Here is an 18,748-nt window from a genome sequence, read left to right on the forward strand (position 1 = left end):
AAATTAAAAAACTATGAATTTTAATACCAGAAAAACAGTTCTATTGCTGTTGTTGCTTTTAGGAGTTAATATGGTGCAAGCGCAGCACAAAAAAATAGAGAAAGATTCGCCAGAAAAAGTTCGTGAATTCTTTGTGTCCTCATTAATTACTATTGGTGATCCTGTTTTAGAAGCGCTGAGTAAAAATGAATTAAAAAAGAACATGCCTGTAGAAAGATCACCTGGCGCCTGGGATGATAGAAAACATGTGACTTATTTAGAAGCATTTGGTCGATTGTTATCAGGAATGGCACCTTGGTTAGAATTAGGTCCTGATACAACAGCTGAAGGAAAATTAAGAGCTAAGTATATTGATTTAGCGCAAAAATCCATTCACAATGCAACTGATCCTGCTTCTCCGGACTTCATGAATTTTGTAGTAGACCGGCAGCCATTGGTAGATGCTGCTTTTTTGGCGCAAGCCTTACTTAGGGCGCCAAAACAATTGTGGGAACCACTGGACGTTACCACTAAAGAAAATGTGATAAAAGCTTTTAAGTCGTCTAGAAAAATAGAGCCGTATCATAGTAATTGGCTTCTTTTTGCCAGTATGATAGAAGCTGCAATACTTAAGTTTGATAAAGATGAAGACCAAAAACGATTAATGTATGCCTTAGATGAACATAAAAAATGGTATTTAGGTGATGGAATGTATGGTGATGGTCCCGATTTTCATTGGGATTATTACAATAGTTTTGTGATTCATCCTATGCAATTGGATATTTTAAAAACACTCAACGAAAAAGAGGCTAATTTTAAAGCCGATTTTAAAACTGAATTGGATAGAGCCAGGCGTTATGCGGCTATTCAAGAACGATTAATATCTCCTGATGGTACTTATCCTCCTATTGGACGTTCATTAGCCTATCGTTTTGGTGCTTTTCAATTGCTGTCTCAAATTGCACTTTGGAAAGAATTACCTAAGGAAGTCGCTCCTGCTCAAGTGCGTTCGGCTCTATATACCATGATTCAGAATCAATTGAAAGCGCCGGGAACTTTTGATAAAAATGGCTGGCTTCAGATTGGATTGTATGGTCATCAACCTAACATTGGTGAAGGTTATATTTCAACCGGAAGTTTGTACTTGTGTTCAGAAGCCTTTTTAGTACTTGGTTTACCAGCTACAGATGCATTCTGGAGTGACAAATATGAGCCTTGGACCCAAAAGAAAATATGGTCAGGACAGGTTATTCCAATTGATCATGCTTCAAAATAATTAAAAAACCAAATTAACTATTATAATTATGAATTTTAAAAACTCAATTTTTATCCTAATCATATCTCTTTCTTTGATGTTTGTTAGTTGTAAAAGCAGCGCTGTTAAGAAAGAAAATGCTATAAAAGAATCTAAAAAAGAAGTTCTTGCTATTATTGATAAAGTAAACAGTCGTTGGCAAGATACACATCCTGAATTGGGTAATGCTTTTTGGAATGTTGCGGCTTATCATACGGGGAATATGGAAGCGTATAAGGTTACTAAAAACAAAAAGTACTTGGATTATTCTTTGGCTTGGGCCGAAAAAAATCAGTGGATGGGAGCCAAATCAACTAATAAATCGGAGTGGAAATACAATTATGGGGAAAATGACAAACATGTATTGTTTGGCGATTGGCAAATATGTTTTCAAACCTATATTGATTTATACAATTTTATGGGGGGAAAAGATGCTTATAAGATTGCCCGCGCTAGAGAAGTTATGGAATATGAAATGAGTACTGCTGCTAATGATTATTGGTGGTGGGTTGATGGTTTGTATATGGTTATGCCCGTAATGACTAAGTTGTATAAAGTTACGGGAAATGAATTGTATTTGGAAAAATTGCATGAATATTTAAGTTATGCAAATTCTATTATGTATGATGATGAGGCGAAGCTATATTTTAGAGATGCAAAGTATATTTATCCAAAACATAAAAGTGTGAATGGCAAAAAAGATTTTTGGGCCAGAGGAGACGGATGGATTTTTGCAGGTTATGCTAAAATTATTCAAGACTTACCTGATAGTGCTAAACATAAAAAAGAATACATCAATAGATTTAAAGACATGGCAACAGCCTTGGCTAGCGCCCAACAGAAAGAGGGTTATTGGACTAGAAGTATTTTAGATCCGGAACATGCTCCAGGACCGGAAACCAGTGGAACAGCATTTTTTACCTATGGATTTTTATGGGGAATTAATAATGGTATTTTAGATAAAGCAGCTTATTTGCCAGTAGTGGAGAAATCATGGAATTACTTGACTCATTTTGCACTTCAAGCAGATGGTACTGTAGCTTATGTTCAACCTATTGGTGAAAAAGCCATTCCAGGACAAGTAGTCGATAAAAATTCCACAGCTGATTTTGGAGTAGGAGCATTTTTATTAGCTGCTTCAGAGATGTATCGTTTTGTGAAATAAAGTTTATGATTTGAAAATTGTCATTTTATCTACTGTTTTTAATAATCAACTCTATTGAGTTTAGATTGTTTTAAATTTTTTAAAAAATATTTTTATGAATAGAAAATTCATCTTAGTAATTATAATTTGTTTTTGTGGTATTCTTCAAATGATATCTCAGGAGAAAACGGTGCTTAGTAACGTCGAAAAATACAAACAATTTGGTTTGGTATGGGGACTTATAAAGTACCATCATTCTGAAGTAAGTAAAGGAAATTACAATTGGGACGACATTTTCGTTGAAAATATTGACAAGCTAGAAGGAGTACAGACACAAACAAATCTTGATTCTTTTTTATTAAATTTTGTTGTATCAGTCAAAGAAAGTAAAATAAAGACCGATACTAATATGGATAATGTATTCGCCAAAAATTTTGATTATAAGTGGATAGAACAGTATTCGGGCAATAAAGAACTTTATACCAAGTTAAAAAAATTAGAAAACAATACAAGTATAGGTAGCTATTACACTTCAAAAAGTGGAATCCTGACTTTCGAAAATGAGAAAGGATTTAAAGCATTTGACTATAAAATAAAAAGCCATAGGCTATTAGAGTTATTCAGTTTTTGGAACGTCATCCAATATTATTATGTAAATAAATATTTGATGGACAAAAACTGGTTTAGTCAGTTAGAATATTTTGTGGATGATTTTTCAAACGCCAAGACAAATCTTGAGTACGAGCTGGCAAAAACTAAATTAATTGTATCTCTAAATGATTCTCATTCCTATTATTTTGCCAAACCGGTTTCAGATTCTCTATTAAAATTTAAGCCGCCATTTGAAATCAAGATTGTCAATGACACTTTAGTAATTACTGGCATATTAAATAAATTAGGAAAAAAAGATAATTTGAAATTAGGGGATTTGATAGTGGAAGTTAATGATATGGACATTAAATCATTTCAGAAGCAAAAGATAGGGGCAAAGTTTTCTTCATCAAATGATTCTTATTTAAAAAAGTGGGCCAACAGATGGCTAATGCGAAATACCAAAGATAGTATTAAGGTGAAAATAAAAAGAAAAGATTCTGTTACTACAAAATATATTCATCTCTATAAGACTTTTGACGACAAGGATCATTCTTCGCTTCCTTTATTTTTTTATAAAAAAGAATGGCAACTTATTGATGATAATATTGGTTATATAAATTTAAAAACAATTTCTAAAGAGGATATTAAAAAAGCTTTTGAAGCATTTTCTAACACAAATGGAATTATAATAGATTTAAGAAATTATCCTAAAAATATTTCAGGAGATGATATTACAAAATACACTTATCCAGATAGGGAAGAATTTATTAAGGTTCTATCGCCATTAGGAAATAGACCTTCATTGGCAAGCTTTGGTAAGCCTTCAATTAGTATTATCATAGATCCTTTTAAAAGTGGTGGTAAAAACTCAAAATACTATAATAAAAAGATTGTTTTATTAGTAGATCATACCACTCAAAGTAAGGCTGAGTATATTGGAATGGCTATTCAAGCATCTCCTACTTGTATAACTGTAGGTGAAAACACAGCTGGTTCTGTAATGAATATTGCCATTTTTAAACTACCTGATGGGACAGAGTTTCGATTCACTGTTCTGGGTGGATTTTATCCAGATGGAACAGGAGTTCAAAGAAAAGGATTGAAAATAGATCACTATGTTAAAGAAACCACTTCAAATTTCACTGAGGATCAATATATTCTTAAAGGGATTGAATTAATAAAAAAATAAGAATATTTAGTGTAATTAATTAGTAACTTAATTGATGAAAAAGTGATTTTTTGATAAAAATTTCACAGCTGATTTTGGAGTAGGAGCATTTTTATTAGCTGCTTCAGAGATGTATCGTTTTGTGAAATGATTTGAATAATAGATTTTATAAAGTTATAAAAAGCTAGTGTTTTTTAAAAAAAAGCACTAGCTTTTTTTTAACTTATGTTTAAGATATAGAGAATGTTCAGGATTTTTGTTGATGTTTTTCAATTCTTAATTAATTGTATATTATATATAATTATTCTTATTTTTTTTAATAGGATGTAAAAATACAAGCTTTTATTTACTGTAAATGCGATTTTACCCCTTTATAAATACCATAATCTCCCCTATGGAATATCATGCTTTGGCTAGATTTGTAATGTGAATATTATGTTAATTTTTTGTTGCTTTGTTTTTTCCAAAATAAAGAGCATCTGCTAAACATTTTATTTGCTAACTAACAAATTATTAATTAATTAAAATTACAACCAAACATGACAAACTTTATGAGGATGAAAAAAGCTCCTGATTATGTATCTGGATTTGATTTGAAAAAGAAACTCACACTATTTTGTGCCTTGGTTTCTTTGTCTCAAGTACATGCGTACAGTATTAGTTATATAAGTATTTCAGGGCTTGAAAATGTACAACAACAAAAAAGTATTAGCGGTCAGGTTAATGACGAAAACGGGATGCCTCTTCCCGGAGCTACAGTATTGGTAAAAGGAACTAAGATAAGTACAGTGACCGATTTTGATGGTAGGTTTACTTTGCAGGTAGAATCAAATTCTGTTTTGTCCATTTCTTTTATAGGTTATCAGACAATGGAAGTAGCTGTAAAAGATAAAAGTACAATTAATGTTAAATTACAAAATGATGCCGCTTCATTAGAAGAGGTTGTGGTAGTGGGTTACGGAAAAATGAAGAAAACTGATTTAACAGGCTCGGTAGTTCAGGTGAAACCGGATAATTTGGCCAATCAAAATCCGCAAACAGTTCAAGATGTCCTGAGAGGAGTTCCTGGACTACAAGTAGGATATTCTTCTGATGCGAAAGGAGGAGGATCTTTACAGGTTCGTGGTCAAACATCGGTGTATACAGGTGGAGGACATAATTCCCCCTTGATTATTTTGGATGGGATGCAGTTTTATGGAGAACTTTCTGAAATTAATCCTCAGGATATTGGTCAAATCGATATTTTAAAAGATGCTTCAGCTACGGCTGTTTATGGATCTAAGGCTGCGGCAGGAGTTATCATTATTACAACTAAAAAAGGAAAATCAGGTAAGACTCTTATTAGTGTTACTTCTAATGTTACGGCAAACACTAAAAGTGCTTATCGGGATGTGTATTCACCAGAAGGCTATAATAAATACCGTGAAGATTGGGAGACTGCTAAAACTTATGGTGTTAATTCTGCAACAGGTCAATATGAAGCTTATGTTGCTGCTCAGGCAGGTCAAGTGGGGTATTTTTCTAATCCGAATGATTTGAGTAAATATGGAATTACTCAGGAACAATGGTTAGCTTATCAGCCAACATCTCAAACTCAGGGTAAAAGTTTAGCTGAAGTTTGGGGACTTCGTTTAGGTATTCAAAATGGGCTGTTATTGAATAATTTTGTTGCAGGAAAAACTCATGATTGGTATGATAGTACGTTTAGAACCGGTATTAATCGTGATTATAATGTAAATATTTCTGGGGCAAGTGATAAGGTAAATTACTATATGTCTTTAGGATATTTAGATGCAGAAGGGGCTATAAAAGGGAATGATTATTCGGCAGTTCGTGCTAATATGAAACTTAATGGTAAAGTTACTGATTGGCTTGAATTTGGTGGAAATGTCAATTTTCAGGATCGTACTGATGGTGACATTAGCGTAGGTACCGGTACGAATTATTGGGACGCAAATATGATGCGTAATAGTCCTTATTCAGTTTTTAAAGATGAAAACGGTAATTATGAAAGACAGCCAATGGGTTCCACAATTGGAGGTTATAATTATTATTATGATCGTCAATTTCAGGAATTAGAACGTGGTTATACTATTTTCAATACCATTTTTAATGCTAAAGTAAGTTTGCCATTGGGGATAACCTATTCCTTCAACATTTCGCCACGTTATCAGTTTTATCATAATCGTTTTTTTCAATCAGCCGGAAATGTTGGTTTGAATCCAGCTAATATTGGAGTAGATAGGGATAATGGTAAAAATTTTGATTGGAACATGAATAATAACATTACTTGGGATTATACATTTAATAAAAAACATCATGTTATAGCTACTTTTGTGCAGGAGGTTGAGGAACGTCGTTCCTGGTTTGATGAAATAAATGCTCGAAATATTCAACCTTCAGATGCATTGGGATTCCATAATACATCTAATGCAACTCTTGCTAATAGTTCGTTTTCAACTTCTGATACCCATCAAACAGCAGATGCTTTAATGGCAAGATTGTTTTATTCTTTTGATAATCGTTATATGATTACCGGTACAGTTCGTCGTGATGGATATTCAGCTTTTGGGGCTTCTAATCCCTATGCTACTTTTCCTTCTGTGGCCGTAGCTTGGAATTTTACTAAAGAAAATTGGTTCAAATGGGGTGCAATGAGTAGTGGTAAATTACGTTTGTCATGGGGTAAAAATGGAAACAGATCATTAGCTGATCCTTATATTTCTTTGGCTAATTTAGGCTCAGGAACAGGAGCAACAATGGGATATGTTGATTCTTCAGGGAATATAGTTGATGTTAAATATTTAGCAATAGATAGATTAGCAAATCCTAATTTACAATGGGAGAAAACAACATCGAATAATATTGGATTAGATTTTGGATTCTTAAATGATAGAATAACAGGAGCTATTGACATATATAAGTCAGCGACTCATGATATGATTATGAGTCAACGTTTACCTGGTTTTTCAGGTTTTGGATCTATAGCTACCAATCTTGGAGAAGTTGAGAATAAAGGTTTGGAGTTGAGCATTAGTTCAACTAATATTAATCAACCAAATTTTGAATGGCGTACATCAGCTGCGTTTTCATACAATAAAAATAAAATAAAAAAATTGTACGGAAATATGGAAGCTATATTGGATGAAGGAGGGAATGTTATTGGACAAAAAGAATCAGATGATAAAAGCAACGGGTGGTTTATAGGTAAATCTATTTCTGAAATTTGGGATTATCAGGTTATAGGAATTTGGCAAAAAGATGAAGCTGCAGAAGCTGCAGTTTATGGGCAACGTCCGGGTGACCCGAAAGTAGCTAATAATTATACAGCTGATGATGTGAATGGCAAACCTACTTATAATGATAAAGATAAAGTTTTCTTAGGTCAGACTGCTCCTCCTATTAACTGGTCATTAAGAAATGAATTCAAGATTTATAAAAATTGGGATGTAGCTATTAATATGTATTCTTACATGGGACACAAATCATTGGATGGGAATTATATGAATAATTATAATTCAGGAAGTTTATATACCAATAATTATAATCCGTTTGTAAATCCTTATTGGACAATTGATAATCCAACTAATGATTGGGCGCGTTTGGATGCCAGAGGGCCAGCTGGGGCTGGAACTAACAAATTGTATAACCGAAGTTTTATTCGTTTAGATCAAATTTCTATAGCCTATACATTTCCTAAAGAGTTTACAAATCGTTTAAAAATGAAAACTGTAAAAATTTATGGTTCTATTCGTAATGTAGCTACTTGGTCAGCTGATAAGAACTGGAAGTATTTTGGAGATCCCGAAACAGGAGGTTTAGCTACGCGAATGTTTAATTTAGGTTTTAACTTAACGCTTTAATAATTTATCGTCATGAATCAATATATAAAAAATAAAATAACGAAACTAGTTCCTTTGGTTGTTTTGGGAACTTTGTTAACTTCTTGTTCCAAAGATTTTTTGGAACCGGATCCACTTTCTTTTTATGAACCAGGAACCACTTTTTCTACAGAGTCTGGTTTACAAGCTACTTTAGCCATTGCAGACAGAGCTTTGAGAGGGAATTATATTCACTATAATTATGCTAATAATAGTGTTCCAATTGGTACAGAGTATGTTTTTTCTGATATGGCTAAATATGGAAAAACGGATGCCAGTACAACGGCTGCTGATTATGCGAATATTATTGTTCCTACTGGTTCTTTTGCTACAGGAACCAATGATGGAATTTATTTAGGTTATTATTGGGATGAAGGTTATAATGGAATTAAATATGCTAATACTGTATTAACATATATAGATAAAGTTCAGAACTTGTCAGAAGCAGTTAAGAATAAGTATATAGGACAAGCTTATTTTCATAGGGCTTACCGTTATTTAAATCTGGTATATCAATTTGGAGATATTCCTTTAATTACTAAAATTTTATCAGTTCCAAAGCAAAATTATTATTCTACTAAAAAGGAGGCTATCATTGAAATGATAACAGCCGACATGGAAAAGGCGGTAGAATGGGTTCCGGAACAATCAGCATTACCATATTATGGATTGGTTAATAAGGGGGCATGTCGTCAGTTGTTAATCAAATGCTATTTAGCATCTGGTAGATTTGCAGAAGCCGAGGCGCAAGCGGATATTTTAATTAATCAATCAGGTTATTCATTGATGCAGAGTTCTTTTGGAACTTTTGATCCGGGAGGTAAACCTGAGACATGGCCTATTACCAGAAATGTAATTTGGGATTTACATAGACCTCAAAATAAAGTTATTGCGGCTAATAAAGAGGCTATTATGATTATGCCTAATAGCGGAGCGCAGTCGTTTTTAGGGTTTGCTTCAATGCGTATTTTTGGACCGCTTTGGGCTTCAGGAAATCTAAGAACTCCGGACGGTAAACAGGCAGGTTTGCGTATTGCTTCTAATAATGCTAATTACAATCCGTTGTATGATTATAATAAGGCATTTGGACGCGGTATTGCGACCATTAGTGCTTCTTATTATTCACAAGTTCCTATGTGGGTAGTAAATGGTGTTGAAGATAAGCAGGATTTGAGACATAACAGTACCATGGGGAATTGGGTAAATATGGAAAATTTAAAATATAATGATAAGTCGTCTACTTATTTTGGTCAAAATTTTAGAATAAAAGAAGGAACAACCTTGTTAGCAAAAGACACCATTCGCGATTATTTTGATTTTCCTTTGTATAAAATTTATCTGCATGATGTTGTACAGGAAGCGAATCCAAGTTCGACTGATTTTCAGGGTGCTACTACCGGAAGTGTAGCTCATATGTATTTGTACCGTTTGGCTGAAACGTATTTATTACGTGCTGAAGCACGTTTTTATCAAGGGAATGTTGTAGGGGCAACTCAGGATGTAAATGTGATTCGTCAAAGAGCTGGTGCTTCTCAAATGTATAGTACTGTGACTATTGGTGATATTTGTGCTGAAAGAGGGAGAGAACTCTATCTGGAAGAATGGAGAAATGTGGAGTTAAAGCGAATTTCTCACTGTTTAGCTATAAGTGGGAAACTTGATGAATGGGGGAATACTTATAGTTTAAGTAATTGGGATAAACAAGCGGGGACTGATAATACAGGAGGTAGTTACTGGTGGCAACGAATAGTGCATTATACACTTTATAACAAATATCCTAATGGGATTGTGGTACCTAATGGTACAAAAAAATATACAATGGACAAACGTAATGCTTTCTGGCCTATTCCTAATAGCGCTATAACAGCAAATATTAAGGGACAGTTAAGTCAGAATTATGGATACGATGGTTATGATGCGAATGTTAAAGTTTGGGAAAACTGGGAAGATGCTGTTGCAGACGAGGATAAAATTGAATAATGTTTTTAGTTTGTTTATTAAATAGGAAAAAAAGGGGCGTAAATTTATTTTACGCCCCTTTTTAGTTGTATATGAGTTCCGTTTTTTATAAAAAAATGTTAATGAATAAGGTCTGAAATTTTGATTAAGGATTTTGAAGATGCCAGTATTGTAAATGTAAATTAGCTTGTGTTTTTAGTCTCAAAAACGGCTTAGTTTAAGTTGAAATAATTGTTGATTTTGCTAAAGTTATAAAAGAGTTACGGTTTTGTGTGTTTGTTTTTTTTTAATGTTTTGGGTATTTAATTATTTAGTGTTTTTTTTTAAGTAGCTTTTTTTATAAAACTAATAAAATTAATGTGTTTTTGCTTGTAAATACGGATTTGCCCCTTCTTTAATATTGTAATTCCCCCCTTTAAACTATATGTCTTCACTTAGATTTGTAATGTGAATATTATGTTAATTTTTTGTTTTGATTTTAATCAATACAATTGAAACATCTAATGAACATATTGTTTTCAAACTAACTAATTATTAATTAACCAAAATTACAACCAAACATGACAAACTTTATTAGGATGAAAAAAGCTCCTGATTATGTATCTGGATTTGATTTGAAAAAGAAACTCACACTATTTTGTGTCTTGGTTTCTTTGTCTCAAGTACATGCGTACAGTATTAGTTATACAAGTATTTCAGGGCTTGAAAATGTACAACAGCAAAAAAGTATTTCAGGGCAAGTAAATGATGAAAATGGAATGCCGCTTCCAGGAGCTACAGTTTCTATCAGAGATACAAAATTAGGAACAATAACTGATTTTGACGGGAAATTCACTTTGAAGCTAGATGCTGATTCAAAGTGGTTAGTGGTTAGTTCCATTGGATATCAAACTGTTGAATTGCAAATAGGAAATAAAACTGAATTTAAAGTACAGTTGAAACCTAGTTCGGAGGGATTAGATGAGGTAGTTGTGGTAGGTTATGGTACACAAAAGAAAACTAGCTTAGTAAGTGCCATAACTACTATTCCAGTAGGTGAGATTAAAGGTCCTTCAAGTAATCTTACAACAATGATGGCTGGAAGGGTTTCTGGTATGATAGCTTATCAAAGAAGTGGTGAGCCGGGATCAGATAATTCAGATTTCTTTATTCGTGGTTTAGGATCCTTTGGTGCCGGAAAAGTAAATCCATTGATTTTGATAGATGGGATTGAATCTACTACTACAGATATGGCTCGTTTGCAACCAGATGATATAGAGACTTTTTCTGTTTTGAAAGATGCTTCAGCTGCAGCTATTTATGGTGCTCGTGGTGCTAATGGGGTAGTTTTGATTACTACTAAATCAGGTAAGTCCGGTAAATTAAAAGTTAGGTTTCGTCAAGAGAATAAAATTTCCAGTAATACCCGAAATTTTAAGTTTGCAGACAATATTACGTACATGAATTTAGCTAATGAGGCTGTATTGACTCGTGATCCAATTGGTATTTTGCCATATTCACAGATTAAGATAGACAGAACGGCTGCAGGAGCTGATCCTATTTTATATCCAAATAATAATTGGATTGATCAATTAATAAAAGATTATACATACAATCAGGGGTTTAATATAAATCTAAGTGGTGGATCTGATAAGGTGCAATATTTTGTAGCGAGTACCTATAATATTGATAATGGAGTGTTGAAAGTAGACAATTTGAATAATTTTAATTCTAATATTAAGCTTCGTAATTATTCTTTTAGATCTAATGTTAATCTTAAGTTAACGCCTACTACAGAAGGAATTATTAGATTCTATGGTCAGTTTGATGATTATACTGGACCATTAGGAGGTATTGATAATAATGGAAATTGGGTTGGCGGAGGTGCCAATATTTTTAATAAAGCTGTTTGGTCTAATCCTGTAGCTTTTCCAGCTAAATACCCAAGAGAATTGCTTCCATATATTGAACATCCGTTATTTGGAGGTGCGGTTACAGGAAATGGAAGTACTACTTTATTGACTAATCCTTATGCTGAAATGGTAAGAGGATATATGGTTACTAAAGCGTCCACTATTCAAACCCAGTTGGAATTGAAACAAGATCTTAAGGGGATTACTCAGGGATTAAGTGCAAGAGCGATGGCTTATGTGAGAAGATATTCTTCCTATAATGTTTCCAGACAGTACAATCCTTTTTTCTATAATGCAACAATTAATCCTGATACCGATGAGATATTTTTAAACTTACTAAATCCGGGAGGTGAAGGTTCAATAGGAATTCCAGGAACAGAATATCTAAATTATAGTGAAGGGAATAAAACTCTTAAGTCAGAAATTTATCTTCAAACGGCTATTAATTATAATAGAACCTTTAATGAGAAACACGATGTTTCGGGAATGTTAATTAATATTCTGCAAAATGTTGAATCAGGTAATCCAGGAAGCCTTCAAGCTTCATTGCCTTCCAGAAACTTTGGTCTTTCCGGACGTTTTACTTATGGTTATGATAGGAAATATTTAGCCGAGTTTAATTTTGGTTATAATGGATCAGAACGTTTTGCTAAAAATAATAGATATGGTTTCTTTCCTTCAATAGCATTGGGATATGTAGTTTCTGAAGAGAAATTTTTCGAACCCTTACTTGATGTAGTGAGTAATTTAAAATTCAGAGCTAGTTATGGATGGGTTGGTAATGATCAAATAGGAAATGCAGGTGATAGATTCTTTTATTTATCAAATGTTAATTTGAATGATGGTACTTATGGAGCCAGTTTTGGGGATCTAAATGGTTATTACCGTAATGGTGTTTCTATTTCAAGATATGCAAATGATAAAATTAGTTGGGAACGTTCCAAACAAATCAATATCGGAATGGATTTGACATTATTTAATTCCATTAATATTGTTATAGATGCATTCAAACAAACCCGTTCTAATATTTTACAAAATCGTTCTAATATTGGTTCTACTTTAGGGCTTGCTGTAACACCTGCGACCAATTTTGGGGCTGCAGAAAGTAAAGGTTTAGATATGTCTATCAATTATAACAAACACTTTGGGGAAAATTGGTTTACAAATTTAAGAGGAAATCTAACGTATTCAACCAGTAAAATATTAAAGTATGATGAAAATTATTATCCGCCAGAATTAAGTTATTTGTACCGAAAAGGAAATTCGATTGCTCAAAATTATGGATATATTGCCGAAAGACTATTTGTTGATGATCAGGAAGCAGCTAATTCGCCAAAACAATTTGGGGTTTATGGAGGAGGAGATATCAAATATAGAGATGTAAATGGTGACGGGGTGATTTCCTCATTAGACAGAGTACCTATCGGATATCCAACTTCTCCTGAAATTATTTATGGTTTTGGAGGTACATTAGGTTATAAAAAATTTGATTTTAGTGTTTTCTTTCAAGGTTCTGCTCTTTCGTCTTTTTTTATCAATCCACAAAATATCTCACCTTATGTTGTTAATGGAGGTGCTCAAAACGGATTATTAAAGGTTATTGCTGATAGTCACTGGTCTGAAGATAATAGAAACTTATATGCGTTTTGGCCAAGATTGAGTGATACTTTTATTGAGAATAATAATCAAACTTCTACCTGGTGGATGAGAAATGGGGCTTTCTTAAGACTTAAAAGCATTGAGTTAGGTTATAATGTGTCAAAAGAAATTTTAGATAAATTTAAAATTTCCAGTTTGAGATTATACGCAAATACAACGAACCCTGTCGTGTTTAGTAAATTTAAGTTATGGGATCCTGAAATGGGGGGAAATGGTTTAGGGTACCCTATTCAGGTAACCTACAATTTTGGGATATTACTTGATTTGTAATGAGAGAATATGATAAAGGCATAAAAAAAATTAATCATGAAAGAAAATAAAACCATAAAAAATAGATCAAGAAAATCTATTACGCCAATAGTATTATCACTTATTACTTTATTTACTATAGGTGCATGTTCAAGTGATTTCTTGGATGTTATTCCTGATAATGTACCTACAATTGATAATGCTTTTAAGCTAAGAAATGAAGCAGAGAAATATTTGTTTACCTGTTATTCTTACTTGCCTAAAGATGGAAGTATTTATAATAATCCCGGATTTTTAGGTGGGGATGAAATTTGGATTCCATATAAAACGTCTATTACAAGTGATGTTTTTGAAATTGCTAGAGGAAGTCAAAGAAGAGCAAATCCTTATTTTAATGTATGGGATGGGAATTATTCAGGAGGAGGTCCTGGTGATAATTATCGATTGTTTACAGGGATACGTAATTGTAATATTTTTTTAGAAAATGTAAGTGATGAGTCTAAAATACCTGATTTGAATGCTGTTGAGAGAAAACGATGGATTGGAGAAGTAGAGTTTTTGAAGGCGTATTATCATTTTTATTTGTTAAGAATGTATGGGCCTATTCCTCTTATGAGAACCAATATTCCTATTGATGCTCCTGAAGATCAAATTAATGTAAAAAGAGAATCAATAGATGAATGTGTTTCTTATATAGCTGATTTATTAGATGCTGCTACTGCAAAGCTGCCAGAAGATAATGCGCTTGTACCAACAACAGAAGCAGGAAGAATAACAAAAACAATTGCTTTAAGTGTTAAAGCCAAATTATTGCTGATGGCTGCCAGTCCATTGTTTAATGGGAACAATGATTACGCTACTTTAGTCAATAATGATGAGACACCATTATTTAATGTAACATATGATGCAAATAAATGGAAATTAGCTGCTGATGCTGCTTTAGCTGCAATTGAATCGGCCGAAGAGAATGGAAAAAGTTTATATGTTTTTCCTCAATCACCATTTACTCTTTCAGCGGGTACTATGACCCAAATGAGTATTCGTCAGGCAGTGTGTGAAAGATGGAATTCTGAAATCATTTGGGGTAATTCTAATAGTCAGACTTCCGATATACAGAGATTAGCGATGCCTCCTTTGGACCCTGCACATAATCATAACGATGCCAGAAAAATTCTTTCTCCTCCACTTAAAATTGCCAGAATGTTTTATTCTAAAAATGGTGTACCAATTAGTGAAGATAAAACATTAGATTTTTCAAATGACACAAAATTACGTGTTGCAACAAATGCAGAAAGATTTAATATAAAAGAGGATTTTGTTACCGCAAGAATTAATTTTGATAGAGAGCCACGTTTTTATGCTGATTTAGGTTTTGATGGAGGAGTATGGTATAAATATGATAGTCCTTCAAAATCAGATGATGGAACAGTTTGGGGATTAAAAGCTAAGTTTGGTGATCCAGCCGGAGCTACACATTCTTTTCATATGAACGTAACAGGTTATTTTATAAAGAAATTAGTGGATTGGAATCAGATTACGTATACAACTGGTGGTTCGTTTTATAAAGGGTATGCTTGGCCAGAAATTCGTTTGGCTGATTTGTATTTGATGTACGCTGAGGCATTGAATGAATCTGAAGGACCTTCTGCAATTGTCTATCAATATTTAGATCGCGTTAGAACAAGAGCTGGGTTAGCAGGAGTAGTTGAATCTTGGACGAATTTTTCTTCAAATCCATCTAAACCTACTACTCAAGCAGGTCTTAGAGATATTATTCATCAAGAACGATTAATTGAATTGGCATTTGAAGGGCATCGTTTCTGGGATTTGAAAAGATGGAAATTAGCTACTCAAAATTTAAATGCACCTATTACAGGTTGGAATATAAAAGGTACTGATCAGACTTCATATTATCAAGAATTAACGGTTTCTCAACAACAGTTCGTTGCACCTAGAGATTATTTCTGGCCAATCCCTGAAAGTGCAATGATTCAAAATCCAAACTTGGTTCAAAATTTAGGGTGGTAATTTAAAAATATATAGTTATGAATTGGAAAATAGTACATAGAAGCATTTTTGCAATAATGATAACGCTGTTAGTTATTGGTTGCGAACAAAATAATTTAGAGCCTTTAGAATATAACTCAACGCCTCCTGGACAGGTTGAGAATGTTACTGTTGAAAATTTGCAGGGTAAGGCTAAATTAACTTACTCATTACCTTCAGACCAAGATTTATTGTATGTGAAAGCAGAATATACTCTTGCCACCGGGCGAAAAATGGAAGTAAAATCTTCTTATTATAATAATACACTTACCGTTGAAGGTTTTGCAGATACAGAGGAACATGATGTTAAAGTATATGCTGTAAATAGAAGTGAAACAGCCTCAAAACCGGTTGTAGTAAAAATTAAACCATTGGAAGCCCCAATTTGGAATGTTTATAGAAGTATTCAAACTGGTGCTGCTTTCGGAGGTATTTATGTTACAGGGAATAATGTTACGCGTGAGAATCTTTCTATCTTGGTGATGCAAAAAGATGTACAGGGAGATTGGGTTGTTAATCCCAAAAGTATTTATACGTCAACTGATGTAATTAATAAAACAGTGAGAGGATTTCAGCCTGTAGATCAGGAGTTTGCAATTACAGTTAGAGACAGATGGTTAAATACTACTGATACCATATTTACAAGTATAACACCTTTAGAAGAATTTGCCTTGCCTAAATCAGGTTATAAGCACTTTCCTTTACCTGGTGATACAAAAACACATCCAACAGCTATTCCTTCAGGTATGTGGGATGGAAATATTATGGACTGGCCAAAAGTATTTCTAACAGATGGTGCCGTACCAGGACAACATGTGGTAACTTTTGATACAGGAGCATTGAAAAGAATGAGTCGTATCGTAATTTGGGATTATCCAGAATATTTCAATGGTAGAACTTATTATTATACAGGAGATTTGAAAGAATTTGAAATTTGGGGTTCAGCAAATCCAAATCCAGACGGTAGTCTGGATGAAACTTGGGTTAAATTAGGGAACTATAATGCAGTTAAACCTTCTGGTCTTCCTTTCGGTGAACAGACAGCAGAGGATTATAATACTGCTGTAGCTGGATTCAGTTGGGATTTTGATCCAACAGCGCCACCTATTAGATATTTGAGAATTATTTCTCTTAAAAACTGGGGAGGAATTGGAACTATGGCTATTGGTGAAATTCAGGTTTATGGTGCTAATTAATGTTTAATTCGAAAAAACAATTGTTATGAACAAAATAAAAAAATATGGTTTACAAACCATAATGCTAGTAATTTTATTAGCTGGTTTGTGGTCTTGTTCGAGTATGGACGATGGGTATAAAGATTTTATTAAAGATGGTGAAGTCTCTTATACAGGAAAAATAGATTCCTTGCACATCTATGGTGGGAAAAATAGAGTAAATGTAAAAGGATTAATTATTTCTGATCCAAAAGTGACTGAAGCACGCATTTTTTGGAATACGGGAAAAGATTCTATAGTAGAGCTTGTTAACAGAACATCAGGTATAGATGTTCTGGATGTTACTATTAATGGTTTGGATGAGAATATTTATAATTTTGAAGTTCGTACCTATGATAAATTAGGGAATAAATCAATTCCTGTGTTTATGGTTGGTAGTGCATATGGTGAACGCTATGAAGCTACTTTATTGGCAGACATAATGAATAGAAATATTAGCACAGGGATTAGCACAGGTACAACGCTTAATGGAAGTCTTGAAAGTTTAAATGATTATACTGAAAAAGCATCATATTCTATTCTTACTTATACAGCTACTAATGATACGCAAAAGCAATTAATTATTCCGTCAACCCAGAGTGTTTTTACTATAACTGATTTTAAATCAGGTACTGATATTCACTATAAGACTGCTTATAAACCAGAAGAAGGCGCCATAGATGTTTTCTTTACACCTGAAAAATCTTTTTCTACTCAGATTGATGTGACCAATACCTATTTAGTTAATGCTGATTTTGAGACAAATCCTACTGGTGCCGATATAGGTACTATGATTTATGATGTACCAGGATGGACTGAGGTTCCTGTTGCAGGTACCACAAATGATTTTCAGAAGGTGGCTACTGTACTCTATGGAAGTGTTACAGCTGGTTTAGATACAGCTCCCAAAGCAACAGCAACAGGAGGTATGGCTCTTTTGGGGGTTAAGAAGCATTGGGGACCGGCTGATACTTATGTAGAACAAACTTTAACTCTTCCTGTTGGAACATATACAATTACTTGGGAGTCATTTGTAAAGCAAACTACATCTAGTGCATCTAGTATGATGGGGTATGAGATGGATGGTTTGGGTATTTATGATGGTTTTCCTTCAACTACAGATACATGGAAAAATCATAGTTTAGTATTTAAGGTTACAACACCTAAGACTGTGAAAATTAGAATGGGATATAAGAAAACTGCTAATACAGGTGGAGGCAGTAGTCCAATTCTTTTTGTAGACAACGTTAAACTTTTACAGGCTAAGTTATAATTAATTACAAATTTTTAATTTACATAATAAAAGTCTAAAAAATATAGAGGTAGTATAGTATTTTACGATACTATACTGCCTCTTCATTCTCTTTCTTTACTATATCAGTGTAAATATTTACCCTCAATAAATATTGGTGTAAATTCTATGTTTTTTACAAGAATATATTGAGTCACTATTTAGAATTTTGTAGATGACTATACTTTTATAGTTTGTTATAACCTTTAATGTATTATCTTTTTTTGAGAAATGAAATATTTACAATCGCAATAAATTTAAAGTGTAATAAGAAGGCGAATAATTCATTTACATACTAATAATCCCCTTTTAAAATATTAGAATACCCCCCTTTTAGCCTAATGCGATAGCCTAGATTTGTATTAATATACTTGTCAA

9 protein-coding genes are annotated in these 18,748 nt (G+C 33.2%); all 9 read left to right on the top strand.

Features of this window, described 5'->3' with window-relative positions; genetic code table 11:
• Positions 1-13: 13 nt before the first annotated feature.
• Positions 14-1,255 carry a DUF2264 domain-containing protein gene (locus tag AC4FRF_RS04475; RefSeq protein ID WP_491158262.1) on the top strand — a complete coding sequence of 414 codons (1,242 nt, stop codon included), beginning with the start codon at positions 14-16 and terminating at the stop codon, positions 1,253-1,255.
• A gap of 28 nt (positions 1,256-1,283) precedes the next feature.
• Positions 1,284-2,438, top strand: coding sequence for a glycoside hydrolase family 88/105 protein (locus AC4FRF_RS04480; RefSeq protein WP_491158263.1), 1,155 nt, complete (start codon positions 1,284-1,286; stop codon positions 2,436-2,438).
• Between the two features lie 94 nt (positions 2,439-2,532).
• Positions 2,533-4,200: a S41 family peptidase gene (locus tag AC4FRF_RS04485; RefSeq protein WP_491158264.1), complete on the top strand. Its 1,668-nt coding sequence runs from the start codon at positions 2,533-2,535 to the stop codon at positions 4,198-4,200.
• Positions 4,201-4,736: 536 nt separating this feature from the next.
• A complete protein-coding gene (locus tag AC4FRF_RS04490; RefSeq protein WP_491158265.1) occupies positions 4,737-8,042 on the top strand; it encodes a SusC/RagA family TonB-linked outer membrane protein in 3,306 nt (1,101 codons plus the stop codon).
• Between the two features lie 12 nt (positions 8,043-8,054).
• Positions 8,055-10,040: a RagB/SusD family nutrient uptake outer membrane protein gene (locus tag AC4FRF_RS04495; protein ID WP_491158266.1), complete on the top strand. Its 1,986-nt coding sequence runs from the start codon at positions 8,055-8,057 to the stop codon at positions 10,038-10,040.
• A 557-nt stretch (positions 10,041-10,597) separates the two neighbouring features.
• Positions 10,598-13,840 carry a SusC/RagA family TonB-linked outer membrane protein gene (locus tag AC4FRF_RS04500; protein ID WP_491158267.1) on the top strand — a complete coding sequence of 1,081 codons (3,243 nt, stop codon included), beginning with the start codon at positions 10,598-10,600 and terminating at the stop codon, positions 13,838-13,840.
• A gap of 36 nt (positions 13,841-13,876) precedes the next feature.
• Positions 13,877-15,847: a RagB/SusD family nutrient uptake outer membrane protein gene (locus tag AC4FRF_RS04505; protein ID WP_491158268.1), complete on the top strand. Its 1,971-nt coding sequence runs from the start codon at positions 13,877-13,879 to the stop codon at positions 15,845-15,847.
• 17 nt (positions 15,848-15,864) lie between these two features.
• Positions 15,865-17,061 carry a DUF5000 domain-containing lipoprotein gene (locus AC4FRF_RS04510; RefSeq protein WP_491158269.1) on the top strand — a complete coding sequence of 399 codons (1,197 nt, stop codon included), beginning with the start codon at positions 15,865-15,867 and terminating at the stop codon, positions 17,059-17,061.
• Between the two features lie 25 nt (positions 17,062-17,086).
• Positions 17,087-18,352: a DUF4998 domain-containing protein gene (locus AC4FRF_RS04515; protein ID WP_491158270.1), complete on the top strand. Its 1,266-nt coding sequence runs from the start codon at positions 17,087-17,089 to the stop codon at positions 18,350-18,352.
• Positions 18,353-18,748 lie beyond the last annotated feature (396 nt).

This window comes from Flavobacterium sp. ST-158 (assembly GCF_058309975.1).